General features: G+C 72.3%; 15 protein-coding genes. 7 read left to right on the top strand and 8 right to left on the bottom strand.

Annotated features, from left to right (window positions below; translation table 11 throughout):
- Positions 1-20: 20 nt before the first annotated feature.
- A complete protein-coding gene (locus DEJ49_RS34985) occupies positions 21-1,361 on the bottom strand; it encodes an APC family permease (RefSeq protein WP_150187821.1) in 1,341 nt (446 codons plus the stop codon).
- A 193-nt stretch (positions 1,362-1,554) separates the two neighbouring features.
- On the opposite strand from DEJ49_RS34985, the gene DEJ49_RS34980 reads away from it, so the two are divergent.
- Positions 1,555-1,986 carry an ATP-binding protein gene (locus DEJ49_RS34980; protein WP_150188692.1) on the top strand — a complete coding sequence of 144 codons (432 nt, stop codon included), beginning with the start codon at positions 1,555-1,557 and terminating at the stop codon, positions 1,984-1,986.
- Between the two features lie 6 nt (positions 1,987-1,992).
- On the opposite strand, the gene DEJ49_RS34975 is transcribed toward DEJ49_RS34980, so the two are convergent.
- On the bottom strand, positions 1,993-3,192 hold the full coding sequence (locus tag DEJ49_RS34975; protein ID WP_150187820.1) for a PP2C family protein-serine/threonine phosphatase: 1,200 nt from the start codon (positions 3,190-3,192) through the stop codon (positions 1,993-1,995).
- Positions 3,189-4,796 (bottom strand): sensor histidine kinase, encoded by a 1,608-nt coding sequence (locus DEJ49_RS34970; protein ID WP_150187819.1) that lies wholly within the window; start codon positions 4,794-4,796, stop codon positions 3,189-3,191. The genes DEJ49_RS34975 and DEJ49_RS34970 overlap by 4 nt, the downstream gene beginning before the upstream one ends.
- A gap of 108 nt (positions 4,797-4,904) precedes the next feature.
- On the opposite strand from DEJ49_RS34970, the gene DEJ49_RS34965 reads away from it, so the two are divergent.
- Complete coding sequence (locus DEJ49_RS34965; protein ID WP_190329556.1) at positions 4,905-5,675, top strand: response regulator; 771 nt, start codon at positions 4,905-4,907, stop codon at positions 5,673-5,675.
- Between the two features lie 18 nt (positions 5,676-5,693).
- Here DEJ49_RS34965 and DEJ49_RS34960 read toward each other — a convergent pair whose 3' ends face one another.
- Positions 5,694-6,341 (bottom strand): TetR/AcrR family transcriptional regulator, encoded by a 648-nt coding sequence (locus tag DEJ49_RS34960; RefSeq protein WP_150187818.1) that lies wholly within the window; start codon positions 6,339-6,341, stop codon positions 5,694-5,696.
- Between the two features lie 66 nt (positions 6,342-6,407).
- Here DEJ49_RS34960 and DEJ49_RS34955 point away from each other — a divergent pair, with 66 nt between their 5' ends.
- From DEJ49_RS34955 to DEJ49_RS34935, 5 genes are all read left to right on the top strand, one after another.
- The gene (locus tag DEJ49_RS34955) at positions 6,408-7,058 is read left to right on the top strand and encodes an MSMEG_1061 family FMN-dependent PPOX-type flavoprotein (RefSeq protein ID WP_190329555.1); all 651 of its coding nucleotides are present in this window, start codon (positions 6,408-6,410) and stop codon (positions 7,056-7,058) included.
- A 21-nt stretch (positions 7,059-7,079) separates the two neighbouring features.
- The gene (locus DEJ49_RS34950) at positions 7,080-7,988 is read left to right on the top strand and encodes a PDR/VanB family oxidoreductase (RefSeq protein ID WP_150187817.1); all 909 of its coding nucleotides are present in this window, start codon (positions 7,080-7,082) and stop codon (positions 7,986-7,988) included.
- A gap of 91 nt (positions 7,989-8,079) precedes the next feature.
- Positions 8,080-8,538, top strand: coding sequence for a hypothetical protein (locus tag DEJ49_RS34945; RefSeq protein ID WP_150187816.1), 459 nt, complete (start codon positions 8,080-8,082; stop codon positions 8,536-8,538).
- Positions 8,539-8,901: 363 nt separating this feature from the next.
- Complete coding sequence (locus DEJ49_RS34940) at positions 8,902-10,800, top strand: ATP-binding protein (RefSeq protein WP_190329554.1); 1,899 nt, start codon at positions 8,902-8,904, stop codon at positions 10,798-10,800.
- A gap of 29 nt (positions 10,801-10,829) precedes the next feature.
- The gene (locus DEJ49_RS34935) at positions 10,830-11,039 is read left to right on the top strand and encodes a hypothetical protein (RefSeq protein ID WP_150187814.1); all 210 of its coding nucleotides are present in this window, start codon (positions 10,830-10,832) and stop codon (positions 11,037-11,039) included.
- A gap of 16 nt (positions 11,040-11,055) precedes the next feature.
- Here the strand turns inward: DEJ49_RS34935 and DEJ49_RS34930 are convergent, their stop codons facing one another.
- From DEJ49_RS34930 to DEJ49_RS34915, 4 genes are read right to left on the bottom strand one after another with little or no spacing between them, the layout of a single operon-like run.
- On the bottom strand, positions 11,056-12,687 hold the full coding sequence (locus tag DEJ49_RS34930) for an amidohydrolase (protein ID WP_150187813.1): 1,632 nt from the start codon (positions 12,685-12,687) through the stop codon (positions 11,056-11,058).
- Between the two features lie 17 nt (positions 12,688-12,704).
- Positions 12,705-13,532 carry a mycofactocin-coupled SDR family oxidoreductase gene (locus tag DEJ49_RS34925; protein WP_150187812.1) on the bottom strand — a complete coding sequence of 276 codons (828 nt, stop codon included), beginning with the start codon at positions 13,530-13,532 and terminating at the stop codon, positions 12,705-12,707.
- Positions 13,507-14,769, bottom strand: coding sequence for a lytic murein transglycosylase (locus tag DEJ49_RS34920; protein ID WP_150187811.1), 1,263 nt, complete (start codon positions 14,767-14,769; stop codon positions 13,507-13,509). The genes DEJ49_RS34925 and DEJ49_RS34920 overlap by 26 nt, the downstream gene beginning before the upstream one ends.
- 23 nt (positions 14,770-14,792) lie before the next feature.
- The gene (locus tag DEJ49_RS34915; RefSeq protein WP_150187810.1) at positions 14,793-16,085 is read right to left on the bottom strand and encodes a lipase family protein; all 1,293 of its coding nucleotides are present in this window, start codon (positions 16,083-16,085) and stop codon (positions 14,793-14,795) included.
- Position 16,086: the final 1 nt, after the last annotated feature.

The raw sequence follows: 16,086 nt of genomic DNA, 5'->3' as shown, positions 1-16,086 counted from the left end.
CCTGCGCCCGGCGCCGCGCCCTACGCCTGCTCGGCCGCCCGGCGGCGCAGCGTCACGCACGCACCGAGGACGCATCCGACAGCGAGCACGATCAGCCCCCGCAGCCACACCTCCGCCTCGACCTGGGTCGCGAGGACCACGCAGGACAGGGCGCCGAGCGCGGGCACGACGGCGGGGGCCCGGAAGTGATCGCGGTCGGACCCTTCGCCTGCGGGGTGCTTGCGGCGCAGGACCAGTGCGGCCGTGTTCACGATGAAGAAGACGACCAGGAGCAGGAGCACCAACGTGGAGGCGAGCGTGGCGACGTTGCCGGTCAGGGCGAGCAGCAGGGAGAGCGCCGTCGTGGCGGCGATCGCGGCCCACGGGGTGCGGCGGCCGGGCAGGACGCGGGTCAGGGGGCGGGGCAGCAGGCCGTCGCGTGCCATGCCGAAGGTGAGGCGGGAGGTCATGATGCCGGTGAGCAGCGCGCCGTTGGCCACCGCTACCAGGGCCACGACGCTGAACACGCGCGGCGGTACGCCGCCGGCCTCCTTGACGACTTCGAGGAGCGGTCCGCTGCTGTCCACGAGGGTCTGCGTGGGCACGGCCGCCGCGGCGACGCAGCCGACCAGGACGTACACCAGTCCGGCGGTGATCAGCGCGCCGAACAGGGCGCGGGGGTAGGAGCGGCGCGGGTCGCGGGTCTCCTCCGCCACGTTGACGGACGTCTCGAAGCCGACGAAGGAGTAGTAGGCGAGGACGGCGCCGCTCAGCACGGCGGCGGCGGGCCCGCTGCTCTCCGTACCGACGTCGGTGAGACGGCCGACGTCCCCGTCGCCGCGGAGCAGCACCCACACGCCGAGCCCGATGACGAGGACGAGCCCGCCGACCTCGATGACGGTGGCGACGGCGTTGGCCCGGGTGGATTCGCTGATGCCGCGCAGATTGAGCAGCGCGAGGGCGCCCAGGAACACGACCGCGACCAGCGCGACGGGCAGGGTGACGAACTCGGCCAGATAGTCCCCGGCGAACCCGCGCGCCAGGGCCCCCACCGAGACCACGCCGGCGGCGAGCATGCAGAAACCGGCGAGGAACCCGACGAAGGGTCCGTAGGCGAGGGTGGCGTAGTGGGAGGCCCCGCCGGCCCGCGGGAAGCGGGTGGCCAGCTCCGCGTAGGACGCGGCCGTCAGCAGGGCGAGCCCCAGGGCCACGGCGAGCGGCAGCCACACCGCGGGGCCGGACTCCGCGGCCACCTGCCCCACCAGCACGTAGACCCCGGCGCCCAGGACGTCGCCGAGGATGAAGAAGTACAGGAGCGTGGTGGTGAGCGTCCGCCGGAGCGGGGTGCCGGGCTCCGTCGAAGTGTCTGGCATGTCGTTCATGGCGCAACGTGTGCCCGCTGAACAGGGGAAACATCCACGGTGCCGCCATTCGGCCGCGCCGGGGGCCCGCGGGCGCGGGGGCCCGCCGAAATCCGGTCGCATCGAGGCTGATGCTCCGGGTTTTTCTGGGTAGACGGGCGTTGTGAAACAGGAGTGTTTGGTGGGCGAGGCGGACCGCGGCCGGACGGCGGGGATGGGCGACCGACGATCGTCGGTGGGCGAGTTCCTCTCGGTGTCCGCGGCCTTCGAGGAGAGCGGGGAGATCGGCGCCGCCCGTGATCTGGCCCGCAGTTTTCTGACGGACGTGCAGGCCGTGCACGGGCTGCACGTCTCCGCCGGGGTGATGGGCACGGTGCAGCTGGTGGTCAGCGAGCTGGTGACCAACGCCCGCAAGTACGCGCCCGGTCCGTCCCTGATGAGCCTGGACGTGCGGTCCGGCGCCGTCGAGATCAGCGTGTGGGACAGCAGCACCGCGCTGCCCGCGGTCCTGCCGCCGGACCCGAGCCGCATCGGCCAGCACGGTCTGGAGATCGTCATGGCCCTCTGCCAGAGCTTCGCCGTCCACCGCGAGCCGGTGGGCAAGCGGATCACCGTGGTGATCGAGCTGGAGGACTCCCCGCTCTGAGGGGCCCTACTCCGTGCCGGGTGCGCTCGGACTCCCCCAGTCGAGACGCAGCACCGCGAGGTCGTCGGAGTGCCGCCCGGCGTTCAGTGCGTGTGTCTGCTCGATCAGGCGGTCGACGTGCTCGGCCGGGTCCGTGGTCGGCAGGTCCCCGATGAGGTCGAGCAGCCCGTCGACGCCGAGCCGTTCACCCGTGGCGCCGTTGTGCCCCTCGGTGAGTCCGTCGGTGTAGAGGGTCAGGGCGCCGGAGGCCGGGAGCGGGACGACCGTGGAGGGCCACCTGCGCAGTCCGGGGACGACGCCGAGGGCGATGCCGTGCGCGGCCGCCAGTTCCTGGGTGCCCGTCGCCGTGGTGAGCAGGGGTTCGTGGTGTCCCGCCAAGTGGAGTGTGGCGGTGGCGGCGCTCTGGTCGAGGGTCAGGAGCGTGCACGTCGCGAACAGGTGCTGGCTGCCGCGCTCGGCGATCAGAATGCGCTCCATCAGGTGCAGCAGGTCGTTGCCGCGGTGCCCGCCGAGCACGAGGGAGCGCCAGGCGATGCGCAGGAAGACACCCAGCGCGGCGGCGTCGGGGCCGTGTCCGCTGACGTCGCCCACGACGGCGTGCAGCAGCCCGTCGTCCCCCTCCACGACGTCGAGGAAGTCCCCGCCGAGCAGCGCCCACGCGGCACCGGGCAGATAGCGCGTGGTGACCCTGACCGTCGAGGTGTCGAGGATGGGCTGGGGCAGCAGGCCGCGCTCCAGGCGCGCGTTCTCCTCCGCCCGCAGCCGGGCGGCCTGGGCTTCGGCGTTCGTACGTTCGGTCTTGCTGCGGTAGACGGCGTAGCGCACCGTCCGGTGCAGCAGCTCCCCGTCGACCTTTCCCTTGACCAGGTAGTCCTGGGCTCCCGCGGCCATCGCGTTCGCGCCCGCCTGGGCTTCGGAGAGGCCGGTCAGGACGATCACCGCGGTGTGCGGTGCCAGGCGCCGGACCCCGGTGACGGCGTCGATGCCCGAGACGTCGGGCAGGTGCAGGTCGAGCAGGACGCAGTCGATGGGACCGCCGGCCAGCTCGGCGCGGGCCTCGGCCAGGGTCGTACGCGTGGTCAGCTCGAACCGCAGTCCCGAGTCGTGGAGCAGCTCCTCGACGAGCAGGGCGTCGCCCTGGTCGTCCTCGATCAGCAGGATGCGGTACATCTGCTCGTCAGGGACGGCTGCGACGATTGAGGTCATGGTGCGTACTCCGCGCCGGCGCGGGTGGCTTCCGGCAGGGTGGATGGGCCGATGGCTTCCGGGGGCTCGGGTGCCAGAGTGAAGGTGAGACGGGCACCTTCGGTGTACTCGGGGTCCACGGCGATGGTGCCGCCGTGGAACTCGACGATCTTCTTGCACATCGCGAGGCCGATGCCGCTGCCGCTGTAGGCGTCCTTGGTGTGCAGCCGCTGGAAGATGACGAAGACCTTCTCGGCGTAGTCCGGTTCGATGCCGATGCCGTTGTCCGTGACCGTGAAGCGCCACAGGTCGTCCTCGCGCTCCGCCGTCACGCGGATCTCGGGCGGTGTCCCCGGCCGCCGGAACTTGACGGCGTTGCCGATGAGGTTCTGCCAGAGCATGCCCATCTGGGTGGGGTCGGCGATCAGCGTCGGCAGCGGATCGTGGGTGATCGTCGCGCCGGACTCCTCGATGGCGACGCTCAGCGTGGACAGGGTGCGGGAGAACACCGTGTCGAGGTCGACGCTCTGCTGGGCGTTGTGCAGCCGCCCCACCCGGGAGAAGTCGAGCAGGTCGTTGATGAGGACCTGCATGCGGTTCGCCCCGTCGACCGCGAAGTCGATGTACTGGTCCGCTCGTGCGTCGAGCTTTCCCGCGTACCGCCGCTGGAGGAGCTGCGTGAAGCTGGAGACCTTGCGCAGCGGCTCCTGGAGGTCGTGGGAGGCCACGTACGCGAACTGCTCCAGTTCCGCGTTGGAGCGCTGCAGCTCCGCGGCCTGCGCGTCGAGGCGCAGGCGCGCCTCCTCGCTGAAGGCGAGTTCCCGTACGAGACGACGGCGCATGAAGTCGATCTCGCCGCTGAGCCGGCGCAGGTCGGCGGGGCCCGTCGGGTTGATGGCGTGGTCGAAATCGCCTCCGGCGATGGTCCGCGCCTCGGCTCCGAGCTGCTCGAGCGGCCGGTTGATGCCGCGGCGCAACCCCTCGAAGATGAGAGCGGCGAGCAGGACGATGAGCGCCCCGATGGAGACGAACACCCAGTTCCGCAGGGTGCTCGTGGTCATCAGGTCGTCCCTCGCCCGGGTTCGCTCGGCACGCAGCCGCTCCTGCTGGTCGTGCAGCGCTTCCCGCACCCGGTCGAAGGCCTTCTTGCCCTCCGCCGCCCTCTCGGTGGCCAGGGTCGAGGGCGCGCCGGGCGGCTCCGCGGCGACCGGCCGGGCGAACCTCTCCTGCCAGCGCTCGACGGCCTCCTGCACGGCCGACAGGTCCTTCCTGCCATCGGAGTCGTCCTCCAGCAGGTCGGCGAGGTGGGACGCGTTCGCCTTCTGCTCGTCGAGGCCGCGCCGGTAGGGGGCGATGAACTCCGACGTGCCGGTGAGTCCGTACCCCCGGATCCCGGTCTCCTGGTCGAGGATGGCCGTCTCCAGGCGGATCGCGGTGGTCAGCGCGGGCGAACGGACATCGACCAATTCTTTGCTGATGGTGGCGGTACGCGAAAGGACCCAGGCTCCCGTGGCCCCGAGCAGCGCCAGGATCGCCAGGGACAAGGCCACCCCGACACGGAGCCATCTCCGTGTCGTCCACGTGGAGAGCGCTCCCACGCGCGGCCGCCCTTCTACGCCGGTCATCCTGTGGACTCCTTGTTGCGACAGCCGCGTTGAGGGTGCGGCCTGCATACTCTAGAGGCTGACAACACTTGTTGTCGCCAGCGGCCGCGGGGACCTAGAGTGCCTGGCATGCCAGGCATGAACTTCGAGTTGCGAGCCACTCCGCAGGAGACGGCCGCCATCGCCGACTCGGCGGTCGGTGCCGTCGCGCAACGCCTCGCCTGGCAACTCCTGGACGGACCCGAGCACCCGGCATCGGACGACCCGGCGCGGGCACTGCTCCTGCTCCACGTGCTGGACCAGCTCCAGCAGGCCACCGAGCGGCTCCAGCGGGAGGCCGCGGGGGCCGCGGCCGAAGCGGGCGCCGGCTATCCGCAGATCGGCGCCGCGTGCGGCATGACCCGCCAGGGCGCACGGCGTCGCTGGCCGGGGCTCTTTCACCACTCCCCCGAGAAACGCACGGAGCGTTCAATGATGACGACCCCCGCCCGCCCCTTCGACGTCCTGCTCGTCGAAGACGACATCGCCGACGCGATGCTCATCGAGGAGGCACTCTCCGAGCGCGGGGCCCGCAACCTGGTTCAGGTCACCGACGGCGTCGCCGCCCTGGAGCACCTGCGCACCCCGGGCACCCCGCGGCCCGACCTCATCGTCCTGGACCTGAACATGCCGCGCATGAACGGCCGGGACCTCCTGAAGGTCCTCAAGGCGGACGAGGACCTGCAGACCATCCCCGTGGTCGTCCTCACCACGTCCACCGCCCCGGAGGACGTGACCGGCGCGTACAGCAGCCACGCCAACGCCTACGTGACGAAGCCCGTCAACCTCGAGGAGTTCGAGACGGCCGTGCAGAGCATCGACGCGTTCTACCTCGACACCGCCACCCGGCCCCGCCCCTGACCGACCGCCTCCGAACGATCACGGCCCCGACGCGGCCGGGCCGCCCGTCAAATAGCGGACGAGCATCGTGACCAGCTCGTCCTCGAACCGCGCCCGGTCGACGTCGTCCGGCCCCGCCATCACCTTGTGCACCACCATCTCCACCGTGGAGACGACCAGCCGGGCGGCGACGCCGACGTCCGCGACCCGCACCTCCGGGTGGTTCCGCAGCAGCCGCTGGGCGTAGGCGATGCTGCGCTTCTCGTTCTGCGCCACGCGCTCCAGCAATTCGGGGGCGCGTGGCCCCTGTTCCATCATCACGCGCAGCAGCTGCGGGTCGTCGCGGTGGCTGTCGACGACGCTCCCGACGTAGGAGCGCAGGATGCTCTCGACGGACCGGGTCCGCAGCCCGTCCCGGTCCGGCTGGGCCGCCTCGATGGCGGCCATCCCCGCGTCGAGATGCCGGATCAGCAGCTCGACCAGGATCGCGTCCTTGTTCGGGTAGTACTGGTACAGCGATCCGATGGAGACCCGGGCCCGCTCCGCGATCCGGTTGGTGGTCCCCGCCGCGTACCCGTACTCGGCGAAAACGTGAGCAGCGGCGTCGAGGATGCGCTGCCGGGTCAGCTCCGCCCGGATCTGACGGGGCTGTTTACGTGGCTGCAGTCCACGTCGGTCGGACGACATCACACCTCCGGCGAGGCCCGTGAATGCGAGTAGCGCGGGACCTGAGTAATTGCTCACAATACTGGCATGACCTGCCCCGAAGTCACCGTGCCGCCTGCCGTCCCCCGCCCCCGAAGGGTCTCTCCCGAAGAGGTGATCGCACGGCTCGGGCAGCCCGATGCCATGATCAAGGAGAAGATCAAGGACCGTGTCGACGACTACGTACGGCACTTCATCGCCCACTCGCCGTTCCTGACGATGGCCACGGCGGACGCGGCCGGACGTACCGACTGCTCACCGCGCGGCGACTACCCCGGCTTCGTGAAGGTCCTCGACGAGCGCACCCTCGCCCTCCCCGATCGCCCCGGCAACAAGATCGCCGACTCCTTCCGCAACCTCGCGGAGAACGACGGCGTCGGGCTGTGCTTCTTCGTCCCCGGCGTGCGCGAGGTGCTGCGCGTCAACGGCAGCGGCTACGTCACCGACGAACCCGACGTGCTGGCCCGGATGCGCATCGAGGCCAAGCGGCCGGACCTGGCGATCGTCGTCGAGGTGGCCGAGGTGTTCTTCCACTGCGGGCGGGCGCTGGTGCGTTCCCGGCTGTGGGACCCGGCGAGCCAGGCGCTCGCCGAGGGCCTGCCGTCGATCGGGGAGATGGCAGCCGCGCAGTTCAATGTCGACGTCGACCCGAAGCTCCTCGAGGCGTCCCTGGAGGACGCCTACCGCAAGCTCTACTGACCACGAACCGAGGAACCACCGATGCAGCAGACCGTCGTCGAGCACATGGACCGGGTCACCGAAGACGTCGTCGCCCTCACCCTGCGCGCCACCACGGGCGACCTCGCCCCCTGGGACCCCGGCGCCCACATCGACCTGTCCCTGCCCAACTGGCTCGACCGGCAGTACTCGTTGTGCGGGGACCCCGCCGAGCGGGACGCCTACCGCGTCGCCGTCCGGTACGACCCGCTCAGCCGGGGCGGCTCGGAGTACGTCCACCGCTTCCTGCGCCGGGGCCGCGCCCTCGGGGTGTCACTCCCCCGCAACCACTTCCCGCTCGTCCCCGCCCCGCGCTACCTCTTCCTCGCCGGCGGCATAGGCATCACGCCGCTGCTCCCCATGCTGCGCGCGGCAGCGGCCGCCGGAATCCCCGCGACCCTGATGTACGTCGGCCCCGCGCGGGACAGCATGCCCTTCGCCGACGAACTCCTGCGCACCTACGGGGACCTCGTGCGGATCGTGGAGACCGGGCGGCACGGCAGGCCGGACCTCCACGCCCTCGCGGCCACGCTGCCTCCCGACACGCTGGTCTATTGCTGCGGGCCCGCGACCATGCTGGCGGCGGCCGAAGCGGCGTTCCCCGCGGAGCGGCTGCACGCCGAACGCTTCCAGCCGGTGGCGCGGACCTTCGGGCCCGACACGGCGTTCGAGGCGGTCTGCGCACGGTCCGGGGGCACCGTCGCCGTACCGGCCGACGAGTCGCTGCTCGACGCCCTCGCCCACGCGGGCCGCCCCCTGCCCGCGGGCTGCCGCGAAGGCATCTGCGGCAGCTGCGAAGTCACCGTCCTGGAGGGCACGCCCGAGCACCGTGACGACATCGGCGCGCCCGAGGGCCGCATGTTCGCCTGCGTGTCCCGCGCAGTGTCGCCCCGCCTCGTCCTCGACCTCTGAACACAGGCTCTGAGAACAGGGCACGCGGGCCTGGCCGATGCGGTCGCACAGGCGTACGTTGCCCAGGAGGGCCGGGGAGGGGGTCGGGAACGTGTCCGAACGCATGCCGAGGCCACCGCCCCCGTACTCCGACGACCTCGTCGAGGCCGACGTCCTGCCGCTGCGGGAATTCCTGCGCGCCCGGCTGGCGGAGCTGGAGGGCCGATGGCCGATCGGCAGCGACGAGCGCTTCGCCGCCCGCGCGCTGACCAACGCCATGCTGTCCACGGCCATGCGGCTCACCGAGGAGATCTCGACCTGGCGCCGCGCCCTCGCCGAGGGGCGCGGGGAGGAGCCGGGGCTGCTGCAGACCCTGCGACACGACATCGGGCACGACTTCAACCTGCTGGTCTGGGTCGCCCAGCAGTGGCGGGCGCACCCGGACCATGCGCACTGGCGGCCGCGGCACTACCTCAACGCGGCCCATCTGGCCTCGCTTCTCGAGCCGCAAAGCGGCGGCAGCTCCGCCGACGCCGTCCGCGGGCCCTACGGTCATGAGGCGCACCCGTGACGCAGCACCTCCGCGGGTGGCCGTTCTGGCTTGAACGCTCCCACCAACGGATGTCTCCACGCGCTTTCCGAGTCTTGATCGCCGTCATGGGGCATCCTCGTCACGGGCGACGCCGCCCGTGACGAGTGACGAAGGACGGGAGGGGTTCCGCCACCGATGCGAGACGTGCAGGGGCTGGACACGGGCGGGTCGTTGCCGGCGGAGCCTTCGGGGTTCGTGGGGCGGGCGCGCGAAGTGGAGGCCGTGCGTGCGCAGTTGGCGTCCCGCCGAATGGTCACCCTGCGAGGTCCCGGCGGGGTCGGCAAGACACGTATCGCACGGCGCGTCGCGGCGCGGGCGGGACGGGCGCACGGGAGCCGGTGGGTGGATCTGGCGTCGGTGTGCGAAGGGCCGCTCGTCGGGCAGGCGGTCATCACCGCGCTCGGGCTGCAGGACCAGACCGGCCGTTCCTCGGTGGCGGTCCTGACGGAGTGTCTCGCCGAGCAGGACGTGCTCCTCGTACTCGACACCTGTGAGCACCTGGCGGACGAGTGCGCGGCCCTGGCCGGTGCGCTCCTGTCGGCACTGCCCGGACTGCGGATCCTGGCCACCAGCCGTACTTCACTGGGGGTGCGCGAGGAGAGCGTCGTGCCGGTCGGGCCCATGTCGACCGGCCCCGACGGCGACGCGCTCGCCCTGCTGACGGCACGGGTGGAACAGGCGGGGAATGCCGCCGGGGAGCCTTCGCCGAACCGGGTGCCCGCGCAGGACGAGCCGGACGAACTCGTGCGTCTCTGCGACGCGTTGGAGGGCATTCCCCTCGCCATCGAACTGGCCGCCCCGCTCCTGCGGTCGGTCTCCGCCCGGCAGCTGAACCGGCAACTCGCCGAGCGTCTCGACCTCCTGTCGCCGGACACCCCGTCCGACACCGACCTCACGGCCGTGCGGCCGCGGCACGCGGGACTGCGCACCAGCATCGGCTGGAGCCACGAATGGTGCACCCCGAACGAACGGCTGCTGTGGGCCCGCCTCTCGGTGTTCCCCGGCAGCTTCACGATGACGGCGATGGAGTTCGTCTGCACGATCAAGCCGCTCTTCGGGTACGACCTGACCGATACCCTCGCCTCCTTGGTGAACAAGTCCGTCGTGCTGCGCGAAGGACCGCCGGGAGCCCGGCGCTACCGCATGCTCGACACGGTCCGTGAGTACGGCGCCGAGTGGCTCGAACGCTGCGGCGGACAGGACGAACTGCGGCTGCGGCACCGGGACTTCTACCGCCACCTGGCCCTGACCGGTGGCGAGAGCTGGCTCGGCCCGGGGCAGCCCGAGGTGTACCGGCAGGCCGCCGCCGAGCACGCCAACCTGCGCGCGGCCCTGCGGCACTGCCTGCGCACCGACACGTCGGCCGCACTGCACATGGCGGCCGACCTCTTCTACTTCTGGATCGCGTGCGGCAACCTCCGCGAAGGACGCCACTTCCTCGACGCCGCCCTGGCGCTCGACCCGCGGCACGAACCGGGACGGGCCCGGGCCCTGTGGGTGTGCGCCGTCGTCTCCTCCTGCCAGGGCGAGCACCAGGTCGCACTGGAACGCGCCACCGAGGCACTGGAGTTGGCCACGCGCACCGACGACGCCGCCGCCCAGGCCTGGGCCACCTACGCGCAGGGGCTGGCGCTCACCCTCCAAGGGGACACCGACCCCGCCCTGGAACGGTTCGCACTCGCCCTCCCGCTCGCCGAGACCGCGGGGGAAGAGATCGCCGCGCTGCTCTGCATGGCCTCCCACAGCTACCTGCTCGTGGCCCTCGGCGAACACGACCGGGCCCGGGCTCTCGCCGAGCGGGTCATCGCCCGCGCCGCGCCGACGGAGGACATCTGGGCCCGCTCCTTCGGCCACTACGTGATCGGCACCCTCGACACGGTCCGCGGAGAGCCCGGCCGCGCGATCCCCGCCCTGCGCACGGCCCTTGCGGCGAAGTGGCTCCTCAACGACGCGTACGGCATCGGCATAACCCTCGACACACTCGCCCTGGCGGCCGTCGACGACGGGCAGGCGGAGTGGGCGGCGTGGCTGCTGGGGCTGGGGGATCAGGTGTGGCGGAGGGTCGGCGTGCCGCAGCTGGGCGCCCCCGACATGGTCGAGCGGCGCAGGACGTGTGAGCGGCGGACCCGCGACGCGTTGCCCCCGGCGGCGTACGAGCGCCACCACCGGGCCGGCTTCACTCTGGACACGTCGACGGCCGAAGTCCCGGTGCAACTGCGGCGGCCCTACCTCCTCGCGTGACCCACGAACCGGACGATCGTTGGCAAATCATGAACAATACGACGCGTGTACTGGCCGCTGCCGCCCTCACCGGCGCCGCCGCCTTGTCCTTCTCCGGTGCGGCCCAGGCCCAGGCACCCGCCCAGCAGAACCCGCTGCCGGTGGGCCATGTGACGAAGGAAGTGGTCGAGGTCTACAACGACAGCGTCGCTCCCGCCGTCCACCAGCAGGTCCACGACATGCTGCACCGCGGGATGTAGCCGCTGTCGGCATCTCCTAGGCGACCTGTTCCCCTTCGATGAACGTCATCCTCACCTCGGTGGCGTGGACCTGCGTGATCGGCACTTCGAAGGGGTTCCGGTCGACGACGATGACGTCGGCGAGCATGCCGGGTTCGATGCGTCCGACGCGGTGCGCCATGCCTTCCTGGCGGGCGGAGTTGACCGTGAACAGGTCGAAGGCCTCCTCGAGACCGATGCCCTGGGACGCGCCGAAGCGGTCGCTGCTTCCCCCCGGTTCCTGCCGGGTCACGAGCGTCTCCATGGCCGCCCACGGGTTCACCGACGGCACGACGCACCAGTCCGAGCCCGCCACGACCAGTGCGCGGGCGTCGAGCATCTCGCGCACCGGCCAGGCGCGTTCGACCGCTTCCCGGCCGACGGCCGCCGCGATGTCGGAGCAGATCGGCGAGGGCCGCCACAGGTAGGGCGAGACCTCGAAGGTCGCGCCGATCCGTGCCGCACGCTCGATGTCCGGCTTCGACACGAACGAGCAGTGACCCACGTTGTGCATGCAGGGGCTGTGGCCGTTGGCCGTGCGGGCGGCCTCGATGGCGTCGAGTGCCGCCCTGGCCGCCGCGTCGCCTGCCGCGTGGAACTTGACCGTGATGCCCATCCGGTCGAACCGGGTCACCGCCTGGTCGAGGACGGCCGGCGCGACCACGAGCATGCCGTGCCGGCCCGCCTCGTCGCCCCGCCCCGCCACGGTGTCCGCGTACGGTTCGAGCATGGCGGCCGTGTGGCTGTCGGTCGGTACGCCGTCGAGGAAGATCTTCACGCAGTCGGGCGTGAGGTGCGCGCTCGCGTAGAGGTTGCGGTGCGCGATCACGTCCTCGCACGTCGGGTCGTACGGCGACCACACGAGACTGAGGCGTACGCGCTGCCGGACGGCGCCCCGCGCGGCGAGACGCGTATAGGCGCGCAGTTCGGCCCGCGGCCCCGCGGTGAAGCCGACCGCCGCTTCGGTGAACGACGTGATCCCGTACGAGAGCATCTCCCCGAGCGCCCACTCCAGAGCCGCCTCGACCTCGTCGTCGTCCGGTTTGGGGGCGGCGGCGACGAGCAGGTCGACGGCCGCCTCGCGCTGGATGCCGCTCGGACGGCCCGCCGCGTCCCGCTCGAAGATGCCGCCCGCCGGGTCGGGTGTGCCGGGGCCGATGCCAGCGAGCCGCAGCGCCGCGCTGTTCGCCCACGAGCTGTGGCCGCTGGTGTCCTCCAGGAGGACGGGGTGGTCGGGTGCGACGGAGTCGAGCATCGTCCGGTCCGGGGTGCCGCCCAGCGCGTACGCGTCCCACTGGCCGCCCAGGACCCACGTGCCGGGGGCGGCGGCGGAGACGTGCTCGGCCACGATGCGGAGCGTGGTGGCGAGGTCGGAGCCCTGCGGGATCTTGCAGCGCCGTTCGCGGACCCCGGCGTAGATCGGGTGCACGTGCAGGTCGTGCAGGCCGGGCAGCACGGTGTCCCCGGCCAGGTCCCGCACCCGCGTCTCGGGGCCGCGTCGGCGCAGCACGTCGGCGCGGGAGCCGACCGTGTCGATGATCCCAGCACGCACGGCGAGCCCTTCGGCCCAGCCCGACGGCGTCTTCACGTTCCCGCCGACGAGAATCAGGTCCGCGTACTGCTCACTCATGGCGCCCCATCTCCGGCTCAGCGGCGGTTGAGGAATCCGGCGTCCACGGGCAGCGTGACGCCGGTGACGTAGCGGGCTTCGTCCGAGGCGAGCCACAGGACCGCGTTGGCCACGTCGTCCGGCTCGACGGTGTCGACGGGCAGGGCGTTCGGGGAGCCCTCGGACAGGATCGGGTCCTGGGCGACGAACTCGACCATGGCCGGGTCGGCGACCATGCGGGTGGCGACGCCGGTGGGGTGCACGGAGTTCACCCTGATGCTGTGCGGGGCGAGGTTGTTGGCGTACGTCCGCATCAGCCCGACCACACCGTGCTTGGACGCGGCGTAGCCGAGGCCGCCGTTGCTGGCCCCGCCGATGCCGACGAGGCCGGCGGTGGAGCTGACGACGACGATCGAGCCGCCCCGGTCCGCGTCGATCATCGAGGGAACGGCCACCTCGATGGTGTGGAAGGTGCCGGTGAGGTTGATGTCGATGGCGTCGTGCCACGCCTGTACCCGATCGTCGACCAGGAGTGGCGCGATTCCGGCGTTGGCGACGACGACGTCGATCTGCCCGAACTCGGCGAGCCCGGCGTCGTACGCCTCCTGGAGGGCGTCCCGGTCGCGCACGTCGGCCTGCCGGGCGACGACGCGACGGCCCAGCGACTCGACCTCCTCGACCGCTTCGGACAGCTCTTCCGGTGTGGACAGTGGGTAGGGCACGGTGTCGACCGACCGGCAGATGTCCACGATGACCAGGTCGGCGCCCTCCTCCGCCATCCGCTGGACGTAGCTGCGGCCCAGGCCGCCGGCCGCGCCGGTCACGAAGGCCACCTTGCCCTCAAGACGCCCCGTTCCGTGGGTCATGTTCGTGGTGTACCGCGCGGCCGTCGGCCTGGCCAGGGGGGCACGGGGGTCCAGGATCGGACGGAGTGGGCGACGGCGAGCCCGTCGGCGAGGAGGGGGAGGGTGACGGGGGCTCGGAGGGGGACGGGGTTCCGGAGGGGGCCGGGGTTTCGGAGGGCGACGGGGAGGGGCAGCCCGGTCGGGTGGGGCCGGGGTGTGACGGGCCGGGGCGGGAGGGGCCCGGGTCGGAGGGGCGGGGGCTCGGGCCGGGGGCGGAGGGGTGCGGGCCGGGACGGGGAGGCCGCGGCGAGTCGGAGTCGCCGGGGCGTGGGCGGGGCGGGTGGGACGGCTGCGGGCCGATGACCACGCCGCCGCCGACCGGCCGGTCCGCCGGGGTCTTCCCGCCCGGCCCGGGGCTGGCCGGCAGCGCGCCGCGGCCGTCCGGAACCGCGTGGACGCCGCGCCGGTAGAAGTCCAGCCAGGCGAGGACCGTGCGCAGGTAGGCCGTGGAGTGGTTGTAGCTGAGGACGGCCCGGTCCAGGCCCGTCCTCGTGGCGAGGTCACGGTCGCCCGCGCACAGGTAGCGGCCCGCGGCGAGCGCGGCGTCGTGGATGTTGTCCGGGTCGGCGCGCCCGTCGTCGTTGCCGTCCGCGCCCCAGCTCGCCCAGGTGGAAGGGATGAACTGCATGGGACCCACGGCCCGGTCGTAGGTCGCGTCGCCGTCGTACGCCCCCGCGTCCGTGTCCGCGATCCGGGCGAAGCCGCTGCCGTTGAGGACGGGGCCCAGGATGGGCGTACGGGTCGTGCCGGCCGCATCGACGCGGCCGCCGCGCGCGTGCCCCGACTCCACCTTTCCGATGGCGGCGAGGAGTTGCCAGGGCAGCCGGCAGCCGGGGTCGGTGGTGGCGAGGGCCGCTTCGGCGCGGCGGTAGGCGGTGAGGACGGTGGAGGGGATGCCGGACTGTGTCCGCACGGCGGCACCCTGGCCGCCACCGCTGCCAGGTTCCCCCTTCCGGGCGCGCAGGGGCGGGAGTTCGGTGTGGTAGACGTCGGCCGAGGGCCCGGCGGGCGGGAGCCAGCCTCTGGCCTCCCGCGGTCCGCCGTCGGGGGCATGGCCGTGGCGGGCCGGTGCCAGGGGGCTGCCGGGCGCGGCCGACGCGGTCAGCCCGGCCATCGCGACGGCCGCGACGACCGTGCCCGACATGCCGCGGCGGATGCGGCGACCGCCCTTCTTGCGGTGCCTGTTGCTCGTTGCCATCACTCACCTCTGGGGGTCGGCGCTCAGCAGTCGGGGGCGGCGGGCCGGTTGGCGAAACGGTCGGCGAGATACGTCATGGCCTCGGCGTTCGCCGCCTGGATCGGCCGGAGGTGGTCGCTGATCGGTGGGCGGCCCGTGGTGTCGTACGTCTTCCAGGTGAGCGGCACGCCCTGCGCGCAGTAGGCCTTGTGCAGGGCGTCGGCCTGGTTCGGTTCGACGAGGGCGTCCTGCGTCGCGTGGTACTGGAACACCGGCACCTTGATCTTCGGTGTGGTGCCGGGGGTGGTCTCCGTGCCGGGGGTCTTCTCGGTGCCGAGGGTGTTCTCCGTGTAGCGGGCGACCCAGGGCGCGTCGACGAGCGGGCTGCGGGTGACGTACGCGGAGAGCGGCTTGTTGCCGTACTTGTTGATCATTTCGAGGGCGCAGCCGCCCGTTTCGAGGTCGGCGACCATGGCGCGCCCCGCGTCGTTCAGGACGTCGCGGAACTTGAGCTCGGGGTAGGCGTGGTCGAGGCCGATCAGGGCGTAGAAGAGGAAGCCGGAGCCGGGACGGCCGTTGAGGGGCAGGGCGACCTCCATGAGGTTGCCGGGGACGCCGCCCGCGACGATGCCCTTGAGGTCGAGTTCGGGTGCGTAGTCGGCCTGGAACTCCCCCGCCCACAGCGCGGCGCCGCCGCCCTGGGAGTAGCCGCGGAAGGCGACGGGCGCGTCGGCGGAGAGCCCGGCGGCGGGCAGTCGCTGCGCCGCGCGGACCGCGTCGATCAGGGCGGGGCCGAGGGACTTGCCGACCATGTACGTAGTCCTCGGTCCGGGGCGGTAGCCCTCGTAGTCGGGGACGGCGACCGCGTACCCCTCTTTGAGCATGGCGTTGATGACCCACTGCTCGTACAGGGCGCCCTTGGCGATCATCCGGGAGGGGGCGCAGCGGAAGGCGGGGCCCTGGGTGCCGGGTCCCCAGCCGACGATGGGCCGTGTCGCGGGGGTGCCGCCCTTGGGCACCAGGACGGTGGCGGTGACCGCGTGCGGCCTGCCGAGGGCGTCGGTGGACCGGTACATCACCTGCCAGGTGTCGGCGAGGGCGCGCGGTGTCGGCGTGCCGGGGTCGACCTTGCGGGAGCGGATGACGTCGCCGGGTCTGCCTTCGGGGAGGGAGGCTGGCGGTACGTAGAAGTCGTCGGGCGGCAGGGCCGCGGCGGCGTTCGCGGTGTGGGGGCGGGGGCCGCCGTCCGCCGGGGCCGCGGAGAGCGTGCAGGCAGCGAGGGTCAGGGCGAGGGCGACGGTGAGCCGCCCTGCCCGGCGGGTGGTGCGTGTTGGCATC

It is taken from the genome of Streptomyces venezuelae (genome assembly GCF_008642335.1).
Classification (GTDB): Bacteria; Actinomycetota; Actinomycetes; order Streptomycetales; family Streptomycetaceae; genus Streptomyces; species Streptomyces venezuelae_F.
Note: the sequence above shows the minus strand (reverse complement) of the source record. Positions and strands in the feature narration are given on the sequence as shown.